The organism is Leclercia sp. M50, from assembly GCF_037150775.1.
In the GTDB taxonomy this organism is placed as follows: Bacteria; Pseudomonadota; Gammaproteobacteria; order Enterobacterales; family Enterobacteriaceae; genus Enterobacter.
This window is the reverse complement of record NZ_JBBCPK010000007.1, coordinates 66,270-85,680: the sequence shown is the minus strand read 5'-3', so window position 1 is coordinate 85,680 and position 19,411 is coordinate 66,270. Positions and strand designations below refer to the sequence as shown.

The 19,411-nt window shown below is 55.4% G+C and carries 21 protein-coding genes; 7 read left to right on the top strand and 14 right to left on the bottom strand.

Going from position 1 to position 19,411, the window contains the following annotated elements; genetic code table 11:
- The coding region (locus WFM46_RS03175; protein WP_336997050.1) for a DUF3251 domain-containing protein at positions 1 to 534 on the bottom strand (534 nt) is incomplete at its 3' end.
- A gap of 153 nt (positions 535 to 687) precedes the next feature.
- On the opposite strand from WFM46_RS03175, the gene nrdR reads away from it, so the two are divergent.
- The 5 genes from nrdR to thiL all read left to right on the top strand — a co-directional run bounded on the left by nrdR (position 688) and on the right by thiL (position 4,297).
- The gene (gene nrdR, locus WFM46_RS03170) at positions 688 to 1,137 is read left to right on the top strand and encodes a transcriptional regulator NrdR (protein WP_103178462.1); all 450 of its coding nucleotides are present in this window, start codon (positions 688 to 690) and stop codon (positions 1,135 to 1,137) included.
- Positions 1,138 to 1,141: 4 nt separating this feature from the next.
- Entirely contained in the window at positions 1,142 to 2,245 is a 1,104-nt protein-coding gene (gene ribD, locus WFM46_RS03165; RefSeq protein ID WP_336997049.1) for a bifunctional diaminohydroxyphosphoribosylaminopyrimidine deaminase/5-amino-6-(5-phosphoribosylamino)uracil reductase RibD, read from the top strand.
- Between the two features lie 90 nt (positions 2,246 to 2,335).
- Positions 2,336 to 2,806 carry a 6,7-dimethyl-8-ribityllumazine synthase gene (ribH, locus tag WFM46_RS03160; RefSeq protein ID WP_039032362.1) on the top strand — a complete coding sequence of 157 codons (471 nt, stop codon included), beginning with the start codon at positions 2,336 to 2,338 and terminating at the stop codon, positions 2,804 to 2,806.
- A 21-nt stretch (positions 2,807 to 2,827) separates the two neighbouring features.
- On the top strand, positions 2,828 to 3,247 hold the full coding sequence (gene nusB, locus WFM46_RS03155) for a transcription antitermination factor NusB (protein ID WP_032616814.1): 420 nt from the start codon (positions 2,828 to 2,830) through the stop codon (positions 3,245 to 3,247).
- Positions 3,248 to 3,325: 78 nt separating this feature from the next.
- Positions 3,326 to 4,297 carry a thiamine-phosphate kinase gene (thiL, locus tag WFM46_RS03150; RefSeq protein WP_103178464.1) on the top strand — a complete coding sequence of 324 codons (972 nt, stop codon included), beginning with the start codon at positions 3,326 to 3,328 and terminating at the stop codon, positions 4,295 to 4,297.
- Positions 4,298 to 4,359: 62 nt separating this feature from the next.
- Here thiL and WFM46_RS03145 read toward each other — a convergent pair whose 3' ends face one another.
- The 4 genes from WFM46_RS03145 to xseB all read right to left on the bottom strand — a co-directional run bounded on the left by WFM46_RS03145 (position 4,360) and on the right by xseB (position 8,429).
- Positions 4,360 to 5,334: an aldo/keto reductase gene (locus WFM46_RS03145; RefSeq protein ID WP_156653993.1), complete on the bottom strand. Its 975-nt coding sequence runs from the start codon at positions 5,332 to 5,334 to the stop codon at positions 4,360 to 4,362.
- Positions 5,335 to 5,399: 65 nt separating this feature from the next.
- Positions 5,400 to 7,262 carry a 1-deoxy-D-xylulose-5-phosphate synthase gene (gene dxs, locus WFM46_RS03140; RefSeq protein ID WP_336997048.1) on the bottom strand — a complete coding sequence of 621 codons (1,863 nt, stop codon included), beginning with the start codon at positions 7,260 to 7,262 and terminating at the stop codon, positions 5,400 to 5,402.
- Positions 7,263 to 7,286: 24 nt separating this feature from the next.
- A complete protein-coding gene (ispA, locus tag WFM46_RS03135; protein WP_103178467.1) occupies positions 7,287 to 8,186 on the bottom strand; it encodes a (2E,6E)-farnesyl diphosphate synthase in 900 nt (299 codons plus the stop codon).
- Positions 8,187 to 8,429 (bottom strand): exodeoxyribonuclease VII small subunit, encoded by a 243-nt coding sequence (gene xseB, locus WFM46_RS03130; RefSeq protein WP_032616819.1) that lies wholly within the window; start codon positions 8,427 to 8,429, stop codon positions 8,187 to 8,189. It lies immediately after the preceding gene.
- A gap of 193 nt (positions 8,430 to 8,622) precedes the next feature.
- Here xseB and thiI point away from each other — a divergent pair, with 193 nt between their 5' ends.
- Complete coding sequence (gene thiI / locus WFM46_RS03125) at positions 8,623 to 10,071, top strand: tRNA uracil 4-sulfurtransferase ThiI (RefSeq protein WP_336997047.1); 1,449 nt, start codon at positions 8,623 to 8,625, stop codon at positions 10,069 to 10,071.
- Positions 10,072 to 10,154: 83 nt separating this feature from the next.
- Here the strand turns inward: thiI and yajL are convergent, their stop codons facing one another.
- Both yajL and panE read right to left on the bottom strand, forming a co-directional pair.
- Positions 10,155 to 10,748 (bottom strand): protein deglycase YajL, encoded by a 594-nt coding sequence (yajL, locus tag WFM46_RS03120; protein WP_103178469.1) that lies wholly within the window; start codon positions 10,746 to 10,748, stop codon positions 10,155 to 10,157.
- Entirely contained in the window at positions 10,711 to 11,622 is a 912-nt protein-coding gene (gene panE, locus WFM46_RS03115; RefSeq protein ID WP_336997046.1) for a 2-dehydropantoate 2-reductase, read from the bottom strand. The genes yajL and panE overlap by 38 nt, the downstream gene beginning before the upstream one ends.
- A gap of 129 nt (positions 11,623 to 11,751) precedes the next feature.
- On the opposite strand from panE, the gene WFM46_RS03110 reads away from it, so the two are divergent.
- Complete coding sequence (locus WFM46_RS03110; protein ID WP_103178471.1) at positions 11,752 to 12,243, top strand: YajQ family cyclic di-GMP-binding protein; 492 nt, start codon at positions 11,752 to 11,754, stop codon at positions 12,241 to 12,243.
- 29 nt (positions 12,244 to 12,272) lie between these two features.
- Here WFM46_RS03110 and WFM46_RS03105 read toward each other — a convergent pair whose 3' ends face one another.
- The 7 genes from WFM46_RS03105 to cyoA form a co-directional block, all read right to left on the bottom strand.
- Positions 12,273 to 13,634 (bottom strand): MFS transporter, encoded by a 1,362-nt coding sequence (locus WFM46_RS03105; protein WP_103178472.1) that lies wholly within the window; start codon positions 13,632 to 13,634, stop codon positions 12,273 to 12,275.
- Between the two features lie 268 nt (positions 13,635 to 13,902).
- Positions 13,903 to 14,235 carry a hypothetical protein gene (locus WFM46_RS03100; RefSeq protein ID WP_180209007.1) on the bottom strand — a complete coding sequence of 111 codons (333 nt, stop codon included), beginning with the start codon at positions 14,233 to 14,235 and terminating at the stop codon, positions 13,903 to 13,905.
- 253 nt (positions 14,236 to 14,488) lie between these two features.
- On the bottom strand, positions 14,489 to 15,376 hold the full coding sequence (gene cyoE / locus WFM46_RS03095) for a heme o synthase (RefSeq protein WP_103178474.1): 888 nt from the start codon (positions 15,374 to 15,376) through the stop codon (positions 14,489 to 14,491).
- Positions 15,377 to 15,387: 11 nt separating this feature from the next.
- Positions 15,388 to 15,714 (bottom strand): cytochrome o ubiquinol oxidase subunit IV, encoded by a 327-nt coding sequence (locus WFM46_RS03090; protein ID WP_103178475.1) that lies wholly within the window; start codon positions 15,712 to 15,714, stop codon positions 15,388 to 15,390.
- Positions 15,714 to 16,328: a cytochrome o ubiquinol oxidase subunit III gene (locus tag WFM46_RS03085; RefSeq protein WP_103178476.1), complete on the bottom strand. Its 615-nt coding sequence runs from the start codon at positions 16,326 to 16,328 to the stop codon at positions 15,714 to 15,716. The genes WFM46_RS03090 and WFM46_RS03085 overlap by 1 nt, the downstream gene beginning before the upstream one ends.
- Positions 16,318 to 18,309 carry a cytochrome o ubiquinol oxidase subunit I gene (cyoB, locus tag WFM46_RS03080; RefSeq protein WP_156653998.1) on the bottom strand — a complete coding sequence of 664 codons (1,992 nt, stop codon included), beginning with the start codon at positions 18,307 to 18,309 and terminating at the stop codon, positions 16,318 to 16,320. The genes WFM46_RS03085 and cyoB overlap by 11 nt, the downstream gene beginning before the upstream one ends.
- 16 nt (positions 18,310 to 18,325) lie before the next feature.
- The gene (gene cyoA / locus WFM46_RS03075; RefSeq protein ID WP_103178478.1) at positions 18,326 to 19,273 is read right to left on the bottom strand and encodes a cytochrome o ubiquinol oxidase subunit II; all 948 of its coding nucleotides are present in this window, start codon (positions 19,271 to 19,273) and stop codon (positions 18,326 to 18,328) included.
- Positions 19,274 to 19,411: the final 138 nt, after the last annotated feature.

Here is a 19,411-nt window from a genome sequence, read left to right as displayed (position 1 = left end):
CGCGACGGGCTGAATATCGTGGATGCGGATAAAGCCGAGCTGATCGGGCGTCATGCCGTTTAGCTGCAGCGGGATGTCAACATCGCTGGGGGCCAGCACACTGGCCGGAGCATTAATGAGCTGGGTCTGAACGTTCAGCTCCTGGAAGCTGTCGGTCGTGCCCTGAATCTGGCCCCACTCTACGGTGGCGCTAAATGCCGGCAGCGGATCGTTGGATTCGCCCTGGATGCGCAGCGTGGCCCGGGTGCCATCGGCATTAGGCGCAACATTCATCAGCGACATACGCAGCGTGCCGATCTGGCTGTTCAGCCGGGCAGGGGTGTTTGACCCTGGCAGCAGATAGACGCCGCTGGTCGATTTGGCGTTCAGCGCATTCTGCTGGGTGATTTTGACGGTTTCCTGGTTCAGCTTGTTCATGGTTGTGTTCAGCGAACTGATGCTCTGGTTCATCTGACGAACTTCGCTTTGCTGCGCGCAGGCGCTAAGGCTAAAGAGGCTTCCCACCAGCAGGATCCTCAGGTAACGTCTTGTCATGGCACTTATTTCCCTGAAATATCGGATTCTGCTAAGGGTAGTCAACGACGCAGGCGTTCGTATAGATCCTTTATCTCAAAAACGCTCCTTCTTTGTTGTGGAGCCAGTTCGGGGTAAAATAGAGTTCAGTTAACCCGATAGTCAGGACACCGTATGCATTGCCCATTCTGTCTCGCCGTGGATACCAAAGTAATCGACTCCCGACTCGTGGGAGAGGGCTCGTCCGTGCGCCGCCGTCGGCAGTGCCTGGTGTGTAACGAACGTTTCACGACTTTTGAAGTGGCTGAGCTGGTGATGCCGCGTGTGGTGAAAAGTAACGACATCCGCGAACCGTTCAACGAAGAAAAACTGCGCAGCGGGATGCTCAAGGCACTGGAAAAACGGCCAGTGAGCGCAGACGACGTTGAAATGGCGCTTAATCACATCAAAACCCAGCTGCGCGCCACCGGCGAACGCGAAGTGCCAAGTAAAATGATCGGTAACCTGGTGATGGAGCAGCTCAAAAAGCTCGATAAAGTTGCCTATATCCGCTTTGCTTCCGTGTATCGCAGTTTCGAAGATATCAAAGAGTTCGGCGAAGAGATCGCCCGCCTACAGGATTAAACCCATGCTGGATGAGATTTACATGGCGCGAGCGCTCAAGCTGGCGCAACGCGGGCGTTTTACCACCCATCCCAATCCAAATGTCGGCTGCGTCATTGTGAAGGATGGCGAGATCGTCGGGGAGGGTTTTCACTACCGTGCCGGGGAGCCCCATGCCGAAGTCCATGCCCTGCGCATGGCCGGCGAGAAGGCGCGGGGCGCAACCGCCTACGTCACGCTGGAGCCTTGTAGCCATCATGGCCGAACCCCGCCCTGCTGCGATGCCCTGATTGCCGCTGGCGTTTCACGGGTTGTGGCGGCGATGCAGGACCCTAATCCGCAGGTAGCCGGGCGCGGTCTGTACCGCCTTCAGGAGGCTGGGATTGAGGTCAGCCACGGCCTGATGATGAGTGAAGCCGAACGCCTGAATAAAGGTTTTCTCAAGCGGATGCGGACCGGTTTCCCTTACGTGCAGTTGAAACTTGGCGCGTCGCTGGATGGCCGCACGGCAATGGCCAGCGGTGAAAGCCAGTGGATCACCTCCCCACAGGCAAGGCGCGATGTGCAACGTCTGCGCGCGCAAAGCCATGCTATTCTCACCACGCATGCCACTGTGCTGGCCGACGATCCTGCGCTGACCGTGCGCTGGGATGAGCTAAACGCGGATACTCAGGCACTCTACCCGCAAGAGAATTTACGCCAGCCGCTGCGGATTGTGGTCGATCGGCAGAATCTTGTTACCCCTGAGCACCGCATTGTGCAGCAGCCAGGCGAGACCTGGTTTGCCCGCACCCAGGATGATGACCGTAGCTGGCCGGAAGGCGTGCGCACCATTCTGGTGCCGGAGCATAAAGGACATCTCGATTTAGTGGTGCTGATGATGCTGTTGGGCAAACAGCAGATCAACAGCATCTGGGTCGAAGCTGGCCCGACGCTCGCCGGGGCGCTGTTGCAGGCGGGGCTGGTGGATGAGCTGATCGTCTATCTTGCGCCTAAACTGTTAGGCAACGACGCGCGCGGCCTGTGCGCCTTGCCAGGGCTGGAAAAACTGGCGGATGCACCGGCATTTAGCTTCAGCGAAATACGTCCGGTTGGGCCGGATGTCTGTCTTCACCTGACCACCGCGTAAGGCTTGCCTAAATAGGGAAGCAGTGCGCAAAATATTATGATAAAATCCGCCCCCCTGCGGGGCCACCAAATGAACCCGTTAAGGAAGAGTATGAACATTATTGAAGCAGCCGTTGCTACCCCGGACGCTCGCGTCGCCATCACCATTGCGCGTTTCAACAACTTCATCAACGACAGCCTGCTGGATGGCGCGATTGACGCCCTGAAACGTATCGGCCAGGTGAAAGACGAAAACATTACCGTTGTCTGGGTTCCGGGTGCTTACGAACTGCCACTGGCAGCGGGCGCACTGGCGAAAACCGGCAAATACGATGCGGTAATCGCACTGGGTACGGTGATTCGTGGCGGTACCGCGCACTTTGAATATGTTGCGGGTGGCGCAAGCAACGGTCTGGCGCACGTGGCGCAGGATGCAGAAATTCCTGTCGCGTTCGGCGTACTCACCACTGAAAGTATTGAACAAGCCATCGAACGTGCTGGCACCAAAGCCGGTAACAAAGGTGCAGAAGCTGCACTGACCGCGCTTGAAATGATCAATGTATTGAAAGCCATCAAGGCCTGATTTTTTTGTAAGGGGAATTCCGTGAAACCTGCTGCTCGTCGCCGCGCCCGTGAATGTGCCGTTCAGGCACTTTACTCCTGGCAGTTGTCCCAGAACGACATCGCTGATGTTGAATACCAGTTCCTGGCGGAACAAGACGTCAAAGACGTTGACGTCGTGTACTTCCGTGAACTGCTGTCGGGAGTGGCGACTAATAGCGCGTATCTCGACGGTCTGATGAAGCCGTACCTCTCCCGTCTGCTCGAAGAGCTGGGTCAGGTTGAAAAAGCGGTGCTGCGTATCGCACTGTTTGAGTTGTCTAAACGTGACGATGTGCCTTACAAAGTGGCCATCAACGAAGCGATCGAACTGGCGAAAACCTTCGGTGCTGAAGACAGCCACAAATTTGTGAATGGCGTGCTGGACAAAGCTGCACCTGCGATCCGTCCCCGTAAAAAGTGATCCGCAAGCCGGAGTGTCGTACTGCCTTTGGGTGGTGCGGGCTCCGGTTTTTTTATTTTCTTTGCTGAGGCATAACGTATGGCATGCGGCGAATTTTCCCTGATTGCCCGTTATTTTGACCGAGTCAGAAGCTCGCGTCGCGATGTGGAAACCGGCATCGGCGACGACTGTGCACTTCTCAATATTCCCGAAAAACAGACGCTGGCGATCAGCACCGACACCCTGGTGTGCGGTAACCATTTCCTGCCGGATATTGATCCTGCCGATCTGGCGTACAAAGCGCTGGCGGTAAACGTGAGCGATCTGGCGGCAATGGGGGCCGATCCGGCGTGGTTAACCCTGGCGCTGACCCTGCCAGAGGTCGATGAAAGCTGGCTCGAGGCCTTCAGCGATGCGCTGTTTGAGCAGCTTAACTACTACGATATGCAGCTGATCGGCGGCGACACGACTGCCGGGCCGCTGTCGATGACCCTGGCGATCCACGGTTACGTACCAGCAGGCCGCGCGCTGAAACGCGCTGGCGCGAAGCCGGGCGACTGGATTTATGTCACCGGTACGCCGGGTGACAGCGCGGCGGGGCTGGCGATTTTGCAGAAGCGCCTGATGGTGGAAAACGCCGATGACGCGGCCTATTTCGTGCAGCGCCATCTGCGCCCGACGCCGCGTATTCTGCACGGTCAGGCGCTGCGCGATCGCGCCAGTTCAGCTATCGATCTCTCCGATGGCCTGATCTCCGATCTCGGCCACATTCTGAAAGCCAGCGGCGTGGGCGCGCGGATCGACCTCGATCACTTCCCGCTCTCTGAGGCGATGCGCAGGCATGTGGAGCCAGAGCAGGCGCTGCGTTGGGCGCTCTCCGGCGGGGAAGATTACGAGCTGTGCTTTACCGTACCCGAGCTGAACCGCGGCACGCTGGATGTGGCGTTAGCCAATCTGGGGGCAGGGTTTACCTGTATCGGCCAGATTATGCCGGAGAGCGAAGGGCTGCAATTTGTGCAGAACGGCGAGCCGGTGACGCTCGACTGGAAAGGTTACGACCACTTCGCATAGTTCTGTGGGGCTTGTATTGCCGGGTGGCGCTGCGCTTACCCGGCCTACAAATGCGTTCACATCTATTTAAACCCCACCACCGGATGCTCCTTGTACGGCGTCTCCAGCTCGGCAATTTGCTCCGGCGTCAGAGTGATGTCCACGGCGTTGATCAGCTCATCCAGCTGCTCTTCCCGCGAGGCACCGATAATCGGTGCGGCTACGCCCCGTTTGCTCAGCACCCATGCCAGTGCCACCTGGGCGCGCGTTACGCCAAGATCCTCGGCAACGCCCGTTAAGCGCTCAGCGATTTGCGCGTTGTTGGCCTCGGTTTCGTCATACAGCGTTTTGCCAAATTCATCGGATACCGAGCGGGCAGTGGTTTCGCCCCACGGACGGGTTAAACGCCCGCGCGCCAACGGACTCCACGGAATCACCGCCACGCCATGCTGGTAGCAGAGGGGCAGCATCTCCCGCTCTTCTTCGCGGTAGATAAGATTGTAGTGATCCTGCATAGTGACGAACGGTGCCCAGCCGTGCTGTTCCTGTAATGCCAGCGCGTCGGCAAACTGCGCGGCATGCATCGACGACGCGCCGATATAGCGCGCCTTACCTGCTCTGACCACGTCATTCAGCGCTTCCAGCGTCTCTTCAATCGGGGTGTTGTAATCCCAGCGGTGGATCTGCAGGAGATCGACATACTCCATATTCAGGCGGCGCAGGCTGTCATCAATGGAGCGCAGGATCTGCGCCCGGGAGAGGCCTTCCGGCAGATCGCCTACCTGATGGTAAACCTTGGTGGCGACCACTACCTCCTCGCGGCGGGCAAAATCGCGCAGCGCCCGGCCAACAATCTCTTCGCTGCTGCCGTCGGAGTAGCTGTTGGCGGTATCAAAGAAGTTAATGCCGCCTTCGAGGGCGTGTTTGATGATCGGACGGCTGCTCTCTTCCGGCAGCGTCCAGGCGTGTTTACCCCGGTCCGGTTCGCCAAAGGTCATGCAGCCCAGGCAAAGACGGGAAACCTTAAGATCCGTTTTTCCTAATGTATTGTATTGCATGGTTCCACTCCTGCTGTTTGCTTAAAACGTACCGTTAAGCATAGCAGGAGCGGAAAGGGGAGGGATTACGCCAGCCAGGCGGCGATGCGCGCTTCGATACCTGCGGCATCCAGGCCGATGTCGGCGCGCGCTTCGTCCTGGGTACCCTGCGGAATAAAGTGATCCGGCAGGCCGAGGTTCAGAACAGGCACAACTTTACGCTTCGCCATCAGCACTTCGTTCACGCCGCTGCCCGCGCCGCCCATAATCGCATTCTCTTCGAGCGTGATCAGCGCTTCGTGCTCAGATGCCATCTCCAGGATCAGCGCCTCATCGAGCGGCTTCACAAAGCGCATATCCACCAGCGTCGCGTTAAGAGATTCCGCCACTTTTGCCGCTTCCGGCATCAGCGTACCGAAATTGAGGATCGCCAGCTTTTCACCGCGACGCTTAACCACGCCTTTACCAATCGGCAGTTTTGCCAGCGGCTCAAGGGTAACGCCAACCGCGTTACCGCGCGGATAACGCACGGCCGTTGGGCCATCCTGATAGTGATAGCCGGTGAACAGCATCTGACGACATTCGTTCTCGTCGCTCGGGGTCATCACTACCATATCCGGGATACAGCGCAAGAAGGAGAGATCGAACGCCCCCTGGTGCGTCTGGCCGTCGGCACCGACAATACCCGCGCGGTCAATGGCAAACAGCACCGGGAGTTTCTGGATCGCGACGTCGTGGATCACCTGATCGTAGGCGCGCTGCAGGAAGGTAGAGTAGATCGCCACCACCGGTTTGTAGCCGCCAATCGCCAGGCCCGCGGCAAAGGTCACCGCATGCTGCTCAGCGATGGCGACATCAAAATACTGGGTCGGGTATTTGCGGGAGAACTCGACCATCCCGGAGCCTTCGCGCATCGCCGGGGTCACGGCCATCAGCTTGCCGTCTTTGGCGGCGGTTTCACACAGCCAGTCACCGAAGATTTTTGAGTAGCTCGGCATGCCGCCGCTGCTTTTTGGCAGGCAGCCGCTGGTCGGATCGAATTTAGGTACCGCGTGGAAGGTGATGGGATCTTTTTCCGCCGGTTCATAGCCACGACCTTTTTTGGTCATGATATGCAGGAATTGCGGGCCTTTCAGGTCACGCATATTTTTCAGGGTGCTGACCAGGCCCAGAACGTCGTGACCATCCACCGGGCCGATGTAGTTAAAGCCCAGCTCTTCAAACAGCGTGCCGGGAACCACCATCCCTTTGATGTGCTCTTCGGTGCGACGCAGCAGCTCTTTAATGGGCGGCACGCCGGAGAGCACTTTTTTGCCGCCTTCACGCAGGGTGGAGTAGAGCTTGCCGGAGAGTAGATTCGCCAGGTGGTTGTTCAGCGCCCCGACGTTTTCAGAAATCGACATCTCGTTGTCGTTGAGGACAACCAGCATGTCTGGCTTGATATCACCCGCGTGATTCATCGCTTCAAAGGCCATCCCGGCGGTGATCGCGCCATCGCCAATGACGCAGACGGTGCGGCGCTGTTTGTTCTCTTTAGCCGCCGCGACCGCTACCCCGATCCCGGCAGAAATCGAGGTGGAGGAGTGGCCGACGCTCAACACGTCGTACTCGCTTTCGCCCCGCCACGGGAACGGATGCAGGCCGCCTTTCTGGCGAATGGTGCCAATTTTATCGCGGCGGCCGGTAAGAATTTTGTGCGGATAAGCCTGATGGCCTACATCCCAGATCAGCTGATCGAACGGGGTGTTGTAGACATAATGCAGCGCCACGGTGAGTTCCACCGTGCCAAGCCCGGAGGCGAAATGGCCGCTGGAGCGGCTTACGCTGTCGAGCAGATAGCGACGCAGCTCGTCGCACAGCTTCGGCAGGCTCTCTTTCGGCAACAGACGTAACTCCTGGGTGGAGTCAACCAACGCCAGTGTCGGGTATTTGGCAATATCAAAACTCATCAGAGACTCATCGTGGTGTTTTCGTTATTTATCACGCTGGATTATATAGTCCGCTAGCGCTTCCAGTGCCGAGGTGTCCAGTGACTGCGCAGCCAGTTGATTCAGCGACTGGCGGGCGTCATCAATCAGGTCCCGGGCTTTTTGTCGGGCTTGCTCAAGGCCCAGAAGGGCGGGATAGGTACTTTTGCCAAGCTGCTGATCGGCACCCTGACGTTTACCCAATGTTGCAGTATCGCCCACGACATCCAGAATGTCATCCTGAACCTGGAACGCTAAACCGATACTCTCTGCGTAGCGATCCAGAATCGGCAGGGCTTCGCGTCCCCGCTCACCCGCGCTCAGCGCCCCCAGACGAACGGCGGCGCGAATCAGTGCCCCGGTCTTGTGACGATGAATGCGCTCCAGCTGTTCCAGATTAACCTGACGGCCTTCTGCCTCCAGATCCAGCGCCTGGCCGCCGCACATACCGGCAACCCCGCTGGCCCTCGCCAGCTCAGAAACCATCGCCAGACGGTCGCGATCCGCCACTTCCACCATCGGTGCATCGCTCAGGATCGAAAACGCCAGCGTTTGCAGGGCATCGCCAGCCAGAATGGCATTCGCTTCGCCAAACTTAATATGGCAGGTCGGTTGGCCGCGGCGCAGATCGTCGTCGTCCATTGCCGGGAGATCGTCATGGATCAGCGAATAGGCATGAACACATTCGACCGCAGCGGCCGGGGCATCCAGCGTATCCAGGCTGATACCGAACATTCTGCCAGTGGCATAGACCAGAAAAGGACGCAGGCGCTTACCGCCTAACAGTGCGCCATAATGCATGGCCTCAACCAGTGGAGTGTTCTGAAAAGGCTGCGGTTCTATAAAACGGCGCAGTGCGTCGTTAGCACGCTCGACACACGCCTGAAGCTGGTTCGAAAAATCCATCTACTCGGCATCCGGGGTGAAGGGAGTGGTGGCTGCGTCTTCGTTATCGGAGAGCAGGATCTGCACGCGCTGTTCCGCCTGTTGCAGCTTTACCTGGCCCTGGCGCGCCAGCTGCACACCGCGTTCGAATTCATTAAGCGCCTCTTCTAACGGCAGGTCGCCGCTTTCCAGACGGGTAACGATTTGCTCCAGTTCACTCAGCGCAGTTTCGAAACTGGCAGGTGCATCGTTTTTCTTCGGCATAGTGAATGTCTGACTCTCAGTTTTTTATCCCTGATATGGTATCGGACTCAGGGTAATTATCAAATAACGCGCAATGTGCACAGGAGGCGCCTGATGGTGGTATACTTGCGCGCCTGGAAGCAGCCTTCGGTTATAGGGGCTGCTGTACTTTTCCATTACAAGCTTAAATGCTTGCCAAAGAAACATTGCCGCCATGAAGTTTATCATTAAATTGTTCCCGGAAATCACCATCAAAAGCCAATCTGTGCGTTTGCGCTTTATTAAAATTTTAACCGGGAACATTCGTAACGTTCTGAAGCACTACGACGAAACCCTTGCCGTCGTGCGTCACTGGGATCATGTTGAAGTCCGCGCTAAAGATGAAAACAAGCGCCTGGACATTCGTGATGCCTTAACCCGTATCCCGGGGATCCACCATATTCTGGAAGTGGAAGATGTGCCCTTCACTTCCCTGCACGACATTTTCGAACAGGCCTTGGCGCAGTATCGCGATCAGATCGAGGGTAAAACCTTCTGTGTACGCGCCAAGCGTCGCGGTAAGCATGAGTTTAGCTCGATTGAAGTGGAACGCTACGTGGGCGGCGGTCTGAATCAGCACGTTGAGTCTGCGCGCGTGCGCCTGACCAACCCGGAAGTGACCGTTCACCTGGAAATCGAAAACGACCGTCTGCTGCTGGTTAAAGGGCGCTATGAAGGGATTGGCGGTTTCCCGATTGGTACTCAGGAAGATGTGCTGTCGCTGATCTCCGGCGGTTTCGACTCCGGTGTTTCCAGCTATATGCTGATGCGTCGCGGCTGCCGCGTACACTACTGCTTCTTTAACCTTGGCGGCGCTGCCCATGAAATTGGCGTGCGTCAGGTTGCGCACTATCTCTGGAACCGCTTCGGCAGCTCCCACCGCGTCCGTTTTGTTGCCATTAACTTTGAACCTGTGGTGGGTGAAATCCTCGAAAAAGTGGACGACGGCCAGATGGGCGTAGTGCTGAAGCGTATGATGGTGCGTGCGGCCTCAAAAGTCGCTGAACGCTATGGCGTACAGGCGCTGGTGACCGGCGAAGCGCTGGGCCAGGTCTCCAGCCAGACTCTGACCAACCTGCGTCTTATCGACAATGTCTCCGACACGCTGATCCTGCGTCCGCTGATCTCTCACGACAAAGAGCACATCATCGATCTGGCGCGTGAGATCGGCACCGAAGACTTTGCCCGCACCATGCCAGAATACTGCGGCGTGATCTCAAAGAGCCCGACGGTCAAAGCGGTGAAGGCGAAGATCGAAGCGGAAGAGGAGAACTTCGACTTCTCCATTCTTGATAAAGTGGTGGAGGAAGCCTCTAACATCGATATCCGCGAAATCGCCCAGCAGACCGAGCAGGACGTCGTCGAAGTGGAGACCGTTAACGGTTTCGGCCCGGATGACGTGCTGCTGGATATCCGCTCCGTCGATGAGCAGGATGCGAAGCCGTTTGAGCCGGAGGGGGTAGAAGTGGCCTCACTGCCGTTCTACAAGCTGAGCACCAAATTTGGCGATCTCGATAAGAGCAAAACCTATCTGCTGTGGTGCGAGCGCGGAGTGATGAGCCGCCTGCAGGCGCTCTATCTGCGCGAGCAGGGCTTTACCAATGTGAAGGTGTATCGCCCGTAGTGGTTGTGCCGGGTGGCGGCTACGCCTTACCCGGCCTGGTCGTGCTTTGTAGGCCCGGCAAGCGTAGCGCCGCCGGGCAATTTCTACGCTTCGTAATAATTATAAATTCCCGCCGCCATCACCAGCGATGAGGCCACTTCATACGCTTTTTCGCGCCCAACCAGCAGCTCAATAATCTTCAACGCAAAATCAATCGAGGTTCCTGGCCCCTGGCTGGTGAGCAGGTTGACGCGCGGATCCCAGACCATACGCTTATCCACCCATTGCTCTTCGGGGATCTTATCCTTCAGCGTCGGGAAACCGGTCATGTTGCCGATCGGGAAGATATTGTGCGGAACCAGCACCGTGGCCGCCGCCGCGCAAATAGCCGCGACGATCCGCCCGGAATGGTGGAACTGCCTGACCGTCTCAACCAGCAGCGGGCTGTCGCGGAAGCACTCGGCGCCTTTCAGGCCACCCGGCAGGACGATAACGTCGTAATCACCGTCGGCGACTTCCACCAGCGGTGCATCTGCCACAATCTTCACCCCACGAGAGCAGGTGATGACCAGGTTGCCATCGCTGGCGACGCTTGCCGTTGTGACGCTAATCCCGGCGCGAACCAGCAGATCGATGGTGGTGACCGCTTCGGTCTCTTCGCTACCAGGGGCGAGGCATACCAGTGCCGACGCGCTCATACTCACTCTCCTTACGTTTAACCTGTTCATACAGCCGGACATTTTCTGGCACGCTAATACCGTGTGCCCGGGCGCGTTTTAGCAGGTAACCGGTAATATAGTCAATTTCAGTATGGCGCAGAGCGCGGATATCCTGCAGCATCGAGGAGATATTCTGCGCCGTACTCTCAATGACCTCTTCGACGTAATAGCGAATATCATCCACTGAGGTGTGAATGCCTTCCCGCTCCACCACGGCAGCCACCTCAGCGCACAGGGTTGCCACCTCCTCAGGGTGATGTTTAAGCTCGCCGTTCGGGCAATCCAGCAGGGCAGTTAGCGGATTGATCACGCAGTTTACCGCCAGCTTGCGCCACATCTGTGGACGAATGTTATCGTGCCAGGCGACATCCGGCAGCACCTGCTGAAAGCGATCCGCCAGATAGCTGTAGTCACCCTCCTGGTCACGTGCAGGGCCGATATGGGTCATGCCGCTGGCGACATGAACAATTACATTGCCATCCCGGCGGGCAGCATGGGTGGTGATTGCCATCAGCAGTGGCTGGTGGACGTGTCTGAGCTCTTCAATGGTGCCCATGCCGTTGTGTAGCAATATGATTGGGGAGGCGCGGGGGAGGGTGGTTGCCAGCGCCCGGACGGCATCGGAAACCTGCCAGGCTTTCAGGGTGACCAGTAGCAGATCGCTTTGCGCCAGAAAGTCAGGGTCATTAGCGATCAGCGATTCGTTAAAGATACTTCCGTCTTCTTCAATTACGTTTACACTGCAATAGGGCTGTGGCACGCGCAGCCAGCCCTGTACTTCATGCCCATGTTTGCAAAGTGCGGTGAGCCAAAGTTGTCCCAATGCTCCGCATCCGAGCACGGTAATTTTCATCGTTCCTCCTCACCTGCAACTGCACCAGGTGTTTCAACATTTAGTATAGCGTCGACAACTAAGCTTCTGTTGAGTTATGCCCCGTAGCGGGTATTATGCAACGCAACAAAAGTGAAGGGAGAAGAAAAGATGCCATCTTTCGATATTGTTTCCGAAGTTGATATCCAGGAAGTACGTAACGGCGTGGACAACGCCAGCCGCGAGGTTGAGTCTCGCTTCGATTTTCGTGGCGTTGAGGCTTCATTTGAGCTGAATGACGCGAATAAGACAATTAAGGTGTTGAGCGAGTCTGACTTTCAGGTGAATCAGCTGCTCGATATTCTGCGCGCAAAACTGCTGAAGCGCGGCATCGAGGGGACATCCCTGGATGTGCCAGAAGATTTTGTTCACAGCGGTAAAACCTGGTTTGTTGAGGCCAAACTGAAGCAGGGCATTGAGAGCGCGGTTCAGAAGAAGATCGTTAAGCTCATCAAAGATAGCAAGCTGAAGGTACAGGCGCAGATTCAGGGCGAAGAGATTCGTGTAACCGGGAAATCCCGCGACGATCTGCAGAGCGTGATGGCGCTGGTACGCGGCGGCGATCTCGGCCAGCCGTTCCAGTTCAAGAACTTCCGCGATTAAGAGAATGCCCGGCTAAGCCGGGCATTTTTTCAGGCTTTCAGGGCCTGTTCAACTTCAAAGCGGTTTGTCACTTTACTGTCGATTTTGACATACAAACTGCGCTCCTCAGGTACCAGTAATACCTCACTGACTCCCTCTTTGGCTTCAAGGCGCTGTTTTAAGGCATCGCTGATATTCACATCAGACGGAATTTCCACCCGCAGGCTACTGACATACTTCGGTTCTTTCATGGTGCTGGCGACCAGCAGCCAGAGGGTTGCCAGCAGCGCACCCGCGAGGAAAACGGTTTGCGAATCAAACAGGCCATCAACCCAGCCGCCCAATGACCCGCCGATTGCCACGCCGATAAACTGGCTGGTGGAGTAGATCCCCATTGCCGTGCCTTTATAGCCTGCCGGCGACTCTTTACTGATCAAGGACGGCAGCAGGGCTTCCATCAGGTTGAACGCAAGGAAGAACAGCTGCACCCCGGCAACCAGCTCCCAGAAGTGCGGGCCTGAGCCCCACAACACAATTTCCGCAATCAACAACAGAGCGACGCAGGTGATGAAGACGCGCTTCATCCGGCGCTTCACTTCGGCATAAATAATAAATGGCACCACGGAGACAAACGAGATGAGCATGGTCACCAGGTAGATTTTCCAGTGCTCGGCCGCAGGAAAACCCGCTGCGGCAAGCTGGCCGGGCAGGGCGACGAAGGTAGACATCAACAAAATGTGCAGGCACATAATGCCAAAGTTGAGTTTCAGCAGGCGCGGCTCAACCAGTACTTTGCTGAAGCAGCCTTTCACCATTCCAGACTCGCGGTTCAGCACATGATTTTTGCTGTCCGGCACTACCCATATCGTCAGGGCGATACCCAGCGTCGCCAGCACGGCAATCATCCAGAACAAGGCGTGTAACCCAAGTGCATGCGTGATAATCGGACCCAGTACCATGGCGATGGCGAAGGTCACGCCGAAGCTGACGCCAATAAAGGCCATCGCTTTGGTGCGGTTCTGTTCACGGGTCAGATCGGAAAGCAGCGCCATCACGGCGGCGGCAATGGCACCGGAGCCCTGCAACGCGCGACCGAGAATAATGCCCCAGATAGAGTGGGAGAGGGCGGCAATCACGCTACCGGCGACAAACACCAGCAGCCCGCCGACGATTAACGGTTTACGGCCGACGCGATCGGAAAGCAGGCCAAAGGGGATCTGAAATATTGCCTGCGCCAGGCCATAAATGCCGATGGCAAGGCCAATCAGCGCCTCACTTGCGCCCTGTAACGCCATACCGTATGTCGTCAGGACCGGCAGGACCATGAACATGCCGAGCATGCGCAGTGAAAAAACTGTCCCCAAACCCCAGGTCGCGCGTAGCTCGCCTGGCGTCATTTTATAATCGTTCATTACCACCTCTGTCTAAAAAGCGCGTCCAGTGTAGTCTGAGAGCGGGGTGGGGTAAACAGAGTGATGATAAACAATTATTTCTGGAGTTAATGATTTGTGCGATTAAACCGAAGAAGGATTATTGATGAGCTGCGTTTGTGTCGCGTTAATAGAGAGTGGCGTGGTCCTTCACGATTAAAAGAGCGGTAATAATTATAAAAATATAATGCGTTAAATAATAATAGTATTGAGTCAGGGACAATCTCCCTGACTCTTTATTCATAGCGAATTACGCTTTGGCGCCATCCAGGAAGCTGTTCCAGCCAGCGGAAGCGTTATCCTTGAATTCGGACCAGTTTTTACCAGCGGTGTCGGTAAATTTATCCCAGCTATTGGCACTTTTAGCCGCGAAACCATTCCAGTTTGAATCACCTTTCAGGAAATCACCAAACGCAGCAGCGCTATCAGCCACGAAGTCAGCGAAGGCAGCACCGGAGTTCAGGGCGAAAGTACCGAAGCTCTGAGAAGCATTAGCCAGGAAGCTGTTGAAGCCGCTCATTGCGCCGAACAGGCTGAAACCACCGGATACGAATTGAATTTCTTGAACTGATAATTCTTTCATTTTATATTTCCTTATTAAATGAAGTTAACGAGTGGGCTAACTACCCACGGCGCAAGATTACCATCGGTCAATATTTTTGGATAGTTAATATTATATACTGCGGTTTATATGCTCTCTTTTTGGCTTAATTGATATTTTGTTTTTATTTATAAGCCGTAAACTATCAATCTTTAATATAAAAAAAGCCCGCGACCATGAAGATGGCGGGCTTTTTTGCGCTGACGTCTGGCGGGCAGACGTCAGGTTATTAAACTTACCAGACGTAAGTCAGCAGGCTATGTGAGTCCGGGACCATAAAATCTACAGACATCATGACGCTCAGCGCGGTAATAGCGATGATCGAGAAGCCGAACAGCTTACGCGCCCAGACTTTATCATCTTCAACTTTATAACCGCGCAGCGCCATGCCGAGCCACCAGACGCTGACCGCTGCAGCCACCACCAGATATTTATATCCGGCGTAACCGCCCAGAGAGAGCATCAGCGTAGCCACCGCAAAAGCGATGATGTAGAGGGTGATATGGTTCTTGGCGACAGAGATGCCTTTCACCACCGGCAGGACCGGGATGTTCGCTGCCTGATAATCCTTAAAGCGGAAAATCGCAATGGCGTAGGAGTGCGGCATCTGCCACAGGCTAAAGATAGCCAGCAGGATGAGCGCACCGCTGTCGAACTCGTTGGTGACTGCGCAGTAGCCAATCACCGGCGGCGCAGCGCCGGAGAGAGAACCAATCAACGTACCGTAGACGGAGTGACGCTTCATATAGAGGCTGTAGACGCCCACATAAACCACGAAACCCATTACCCCCAGCCAGCAGGCCAGAGGGTTGGCACCGAACCACAGCAGCATAAAGCCAGCAATACCCAGCAAGGTGGCGTACACCAGCGAGACGGCAGGAGACATCAGGCCTTTTACCAGCACCCGATTTTTCGTCCTTTCCATCTTCCTGTCGATATCCATGTCGATGTAGTTGTTAAATACACAACCGGACGCAACCACCAGTGACACCCCAATCAGCGTGGAGATAAAGAGGGCGTAATCGATGCTGCCTTTAGAAGCCAGCAGGAACCCTCCGATCACCGAGATCAGGTTGCCAAAGATGATGCCTGGTTTTGTTACTTGCAGGTATTGCTTAAACATACTCGCCGCTCTTAGTGAACCATCATGTTGTAGTTGAGGTTCCACATAATCCAGATGGATCCGACTACCAGGATTGCGATGATAATCACGGTAAAGATGAATGCTGTCATATTCCAGCCTTCATCAGACTTGGTGTTCATGTGCAGGAAGCAAACCAGATGCACCAGAATCTGCACTACCGCGGTAACCAGGATGGTACCCAGAATTGCCGCGTGAGAAGCAGTACCGCTCATCACCATCCAGAACGGAATGACCGTCAGGATGATCGACAGGATAAACCCTGTCATGTAGGTCTTTACGCTGCCGTGGGAAGCGCCATGATCGTTAGAATGACTCATTACATCGCCCCCATCAGATAGACTACAGAGAACACACAGATCCAAACCACATCCAGGAAGTGCCAGAACAGGCTCAGGCACATAATACGGGTGCGGTTAGTGCTGGTCAGGCCGCGACGGGAAATCTGGAACATCAGCACTGCCATCCAGATCAGACCGGAAGTCACGTGCAGACCGTGGGTACCGACCAGCGCGAAGAACGCTGACAGGAAGCCACTGCGATCCGGGCCGAAGCCTTCCATGATCAGGTGATGGAATTCATAGATTTCCATCCCGATAAATCCAGCACCAAACAACCAGGTCAACGCCAGCCAGGAGACAACCTGGCTCTTGTTGTTTTTGTACATGGCGATAGCCGCCATGCCGTAGGTGATGGAGCTGAACAGCAGCAGGGCAGTTTCAACCAGAACGAACGGCAGCTCAAAAATGTCCTTACCGGTCGGGCCGCCCGCTGTGCCGTTCACCAGAACGGCATAGGTCGCGAACAGACAGCAGAACAGAATGCAGTCGCTCATCAGGTAGATCCAGAAGCCGAAAACTTTCGTCGGCCCTGTATCGTGGTGCGCGTGGTCATGCGCGTGGGCAGTTGAGTGCGTCAAAGTATCAGTTGCCATTTTTCAGCCCCGCTTTAGAAATCTCATCGAAATGCTGGTTTTCCAGTTTTTCGACTTCACGGACTGGTACGTAGTAGTCCACGTCCTCGTCAAAGCTCTTCACAATCCAGCTAATTACGACGCCGGCAAAGCCAACAATCGCCAACCACCAGATATGCCAGATCATTGCGAAACCAAATACCGTAGTGAATGCGGCGATGACAATGCCCGCACCGCTGTTTTTCGGCATGTGGATCTCTTCGTAATGCGTAGGTTGCTTGTACGCTTCGCCTTTTTCTTTCATTTCCCAGAATGCGTCACGCTCATGAATGTGCGGCACAACGGCAAAGTTATAGAACGGCGGTGGAGAAGAGGTCGCCCACTCCAGCGTACGGCCACCCCATGGGTCACCGGTCAGGTCGCGGTTCAGGTTACGGTCACGGATAGAGACGTAGTACTGAATCAGCTGACATGCGATACCGCAGGCAATCAGCGCCGCGCCGCCCGCTGCAATCAGCAGCATTGGGTGGAACTGCGGATCGATCTGCTGGCTCAGACGACGGGTCATACCCATGAAGCCCAGCACGTACAGCGGCATAAACGCCACGAAGAAGCCGATAATCCAGAACCAGAACGCGCGTTTACCCCAGGTTTCGTTCAGCGTGAAGCCGAACGCTTTTGGCCACCAGTAGGTTACGCCAGCGAAGCAGCCGAAGACGACGCCGCCGATGATAACGTTGTGGAAGTGCGCGATCAGGAACAGGCTGTTGTGCAGAACGAAGTCAGCACCTGGAACAGCCAGCAGTACACCGGTCATCCCACCGACGGAGAAGGTCACGATGAAGCCGATGGTCCACAGCATTGCTGAGTGGAACTGGATACGGCCCTGGTACATGGTGAACAGCCAGTTGAAGATCTTAACCCCGGTAGGGATTGCGATAATCATGGTCGTAATACCGAAGAAGGCGTTTACGTTCGCGCCCGCACCCATGGTGAAGAAGTGGTGCAGCCAGACGATGAACGACAGAACGGTAATACATACGGTTGCCCACACCAGCGAGGTGTAACCAAACAGACGTTTACGCGAGAAGGTCGCCGCGATTTCGGAGAAGACACCGAACACCGGCAGAACCAGGATGTACACTTCCGGGTGACCCCAGGCCCAAATCAGGTTGATGTACATCATCATGTTGCCACCCATATCGTTGGTAAAGAAATGGGTACCCAGATAGCGATCCAGGGTCAGCAGCGCGATGGTGACGGTCAGAATTGGGAAAGAGGCGATAATCAGGACGTTGGCGCACAGAGATGCCCAGGTAAATACCGGCATCTTGAACATCGTCATGCCTGGGGCACGCATCTTCAGGATGGTCACGAAGAAGTTAATACCGGTCAGGGTAGTACCGATACCGGAGAGCTGCAGCGCCCAAATCCAGTAGTCAACACCTACGCCAGGACTGTATTCAATTCCCGATAGCGGCGGATAGGCCAGCCAACCGGTCTGCGCGAACTCACCGACGCCCAGAGAGAGGTTAACCAGAATCACACCGACAACCGTGAACCAGAAGCTCAGGTTGTTCAGGAACGGGAACGCAACGTCGCGCGCACCGATCTGCAGCGGCACTACTACGTTCATCAGACCGATAACCAGCGGCATCGCCACGAAGAAGATCATGATAACGCCGTGGGCGGTAAAGATCTGATCGTAGTGGTGCGGTGGCAGGAAGCCTGCTTCACCCGCCGAGGCGAGCGCCTGCTGGCTACGCATCATGATCGCATCCGCAAAGCCACGAATTAACATGACGATACCGACGATGCAGTACATGATGCCGAGTTTTTTGTGGTCAACCGAAGTCAGCCACTCATTCCACAGGTAGCTCCACTTACCGAAGTAAGTGATCAGGCCAACTAAGGCCGCGCCACCAATGATAATTGCAGCAATCGTAACCATGATAATGGGTTCATGGTACGGCACTGCATCCAGTGTCAATTTTCCGAACATTTTCTTCCTCGGCCCCTTAGTGAGCGGTTTCCGCGTGGCTCATGTCCATGCCTTCCATACCTTCGTGCGAGGTGTGCTCGCCTTCAGGCTGGGTCACGTCCATGCTCTTGCCATGTCCCATAAATTTGCCAATGACATCTTTGAACAAATTCGGTTTCACGTTAGAGAAGTACTCCACTTTGTTGTATTCGCTAGGCGTTGCCACTTTTTCGAACGCAGCCATGTCAGACATGGTGTTCGGGGACTGTTTCGCTTTAGCGACCCACTGGTCGAAAGCGGCACGGTCAGGTGTGGCAATGGCTTTGAACTTCATACCAGAGAAGCCCGGACCACTGTAGCTGGCGGAGATACCGTCATAGGTGCCTGCTTCGTTGGCAATCAGGTGCAGGTTAGTCTGCATACCGGCCATCGCGTAAATCTGGCTGCCCAGACGCGGAATAAAGAAGGAGTTCATCACGGAGTTAGAGGTCACTTTGAACTCTACCGGAGTGTTCGCCGGGAAGGCGATTTCATTCACGGTAGCAATGCCCTGTTCCGGGTAGATGAAGAACCATTTCCAGTCCATGGAGACCACTTCAATGGTGATAGGTTTCTCATCGTGAACCAGCGGTTTGCTCGGCTCGAGCGAGTGAGTGGTTTTCCAGGTCAGCACGGCAAGGAACAGGATGATCAGGATAGGCACCGTCCAGACCACAGCTTCCACTTTATTGGAGTGTGACCAGTTAGGGCTATACTTCGCATCTTTGTTGCTCGCACGATACTTCCAGGCAAAACCAATAGCCATCAAAATGGCAGGAATAACGACGATCATCATCAGGCCGAAAGCCGTCAGAATCAGGGAACGTTGTTCCAGTCCAATCTGTCCTTTGGGGTCCAGAAGCGCAGAATCACAGCCACTGAGTAATACAGTGCCTGCAATTAACGACAACCAGCCCAAACCTTTATTGTATTTCCTAAGTGTCATTTAACGACCTCAATTCCACGGGGACCTTGGTGGCGTTTAAAGTGTGGGGGCATTTTACGGGAAGGTTACATTACTGTAAACATGATTAGGACTGTGTCAGTAACGTGTTACCGGGTTCTGCCAGATAAGTCACACATG

What these genes read in the sequence shown, in the direction of transcription:
- nrdR (WP_103178462.1), top strand. Translation starts at nt 688, where the DNA reads ATGCATTGCCCATTCTGTCTCGCCGTGGATACCAAAGTAATCGACTCC.
- ribD (WP_336997049.1), top strand. Translation starts at nt 1,142, where the DNA reads ATGCTGGATGAGATTTACATGGCGCGAGCGCTCAAGCTGGCGCAACGC.
- ribH (WP_039032362.1), top strand. Translation starts at nt 2,336, where the DNA reads ATGAACATTATTGAAGCAGCCGTTGCTACCCCGGACGCTCGCGTCGCC.
- thiL (WP_103178464.1), top strand. Translation starts at nt 3,326, where the DNA reads ATGGCATGCGGCGAATTTTCCCTGATTGCCCGTTATTTTGACCGAGTC.
- WFM46_RS03145 (WP_156653993.1), bottom strand. Translation starts at nt 5,334, where the DNA reads ATGCAATACAATACATTAGGAAAAACGGATCTTAAGGTTTCCCGTCTT.
- dxs (WP_336997048.1), bottom strand. Translation starts at nt 7,262, where the DNA reads ATGAGTTTTGATATTGCCAAATACCCGACACTGGCGTTGGTTGACTCC.
- ispA (WP_103178467.1), bottom strand. Translation starts at nt 8,186, where the DNA reads ATGGATTTTTCGAACCAGCTTCAGGCGTGTGTCGAGCGTGCTAACGAC.
- xseB (WP_032616819.1), bottom strand. Translation starts at nt 8,429, where the DNA reads ATGCCGAAGAAAAACGATGCACCTGCCAGTTTCGAAACTGCGCTGAGT.
- thiI (WP_336997047.1), top strand. Translation starts at nt 8,623, where the DNA reads ATGAAGTTTATCATTAAATTGTTCCCGGAAATCACCATCAAAAGCCAA.
- yajL (WP_103178469.1), bottom strand. Translation starts at nt 10,748, where the DNA reads ATGAGCGCGTCGGCACTGGTATGCCTCGCCCCTGGTAGCGAAGAGACC.
- panE (WP_336997046.1), bottom strand. Translation starts at nt 11,622, where the DNA reads ATGAAAATTACCGTGCTCGGATGCGGAGCATTGGGACAACTTTGGCTC.
- WFM46_RS03110 (WP_103178471.1), top strand. Translation starts at nt 11,752, where the DNA reads ATGCCATCTTTCGATATTGTTTCCGAAGTTGATATCCAGGAAGTACGT.
- WFM46_RS03105 (WP_103178472.1), bottom strand. Translation starts at nt 13,634, where the DNA reads ATGAACGATTATAAAATGACGCCAGGCGAGCTACGCGCGACCTGGGGT.
- WFM46_RS03100 (WP_180209007.1), bottom strand. Translation starts at nt 14,235, where the DNA reads ATGAAAGAATTATCAGTTCAAGAAATTCAATTCGTATCCGGTGGTTTC.
- cyoE (WP_103178474.1), bottom strand. Translation starts at nt 15,376, where the DNA reads ATGTTTAAGCAATACCTGCAAGTAACAAAACCAGGCATCATCTTTGGC.
- WFM46_RS03090 (WP_103178475.1), bottom strand. Translation starts at nt 15,714, where the DNA reads ATGAGTCATTCTAACGATCATGGCGCTTCCCACGGCAGCGTAAAGACC.
- WFM46_RS03085 (WP_103178476.1), bottom strand. Translation starts at nt 16,328, where the DNA reads ATGGCAACTGATACTTTGACGCACTCAACTGCCCACGCGCATGACCAC.
- cyoB (WP_156653998.1), bottom strand. Translation starts at nt 18,309, where the DNA reads ATGTTCGGAAAATTGACACTGGATGCAGTGCCGTACCATGAACCCATT.
- cyoA (WP_103178478.1), bottom strand. Translation starts at nt 19,273, where the DNA reads ATGACACTTAGGAAATACAATAAAGGTTTGGGCTGGTTGTCGTTAATT.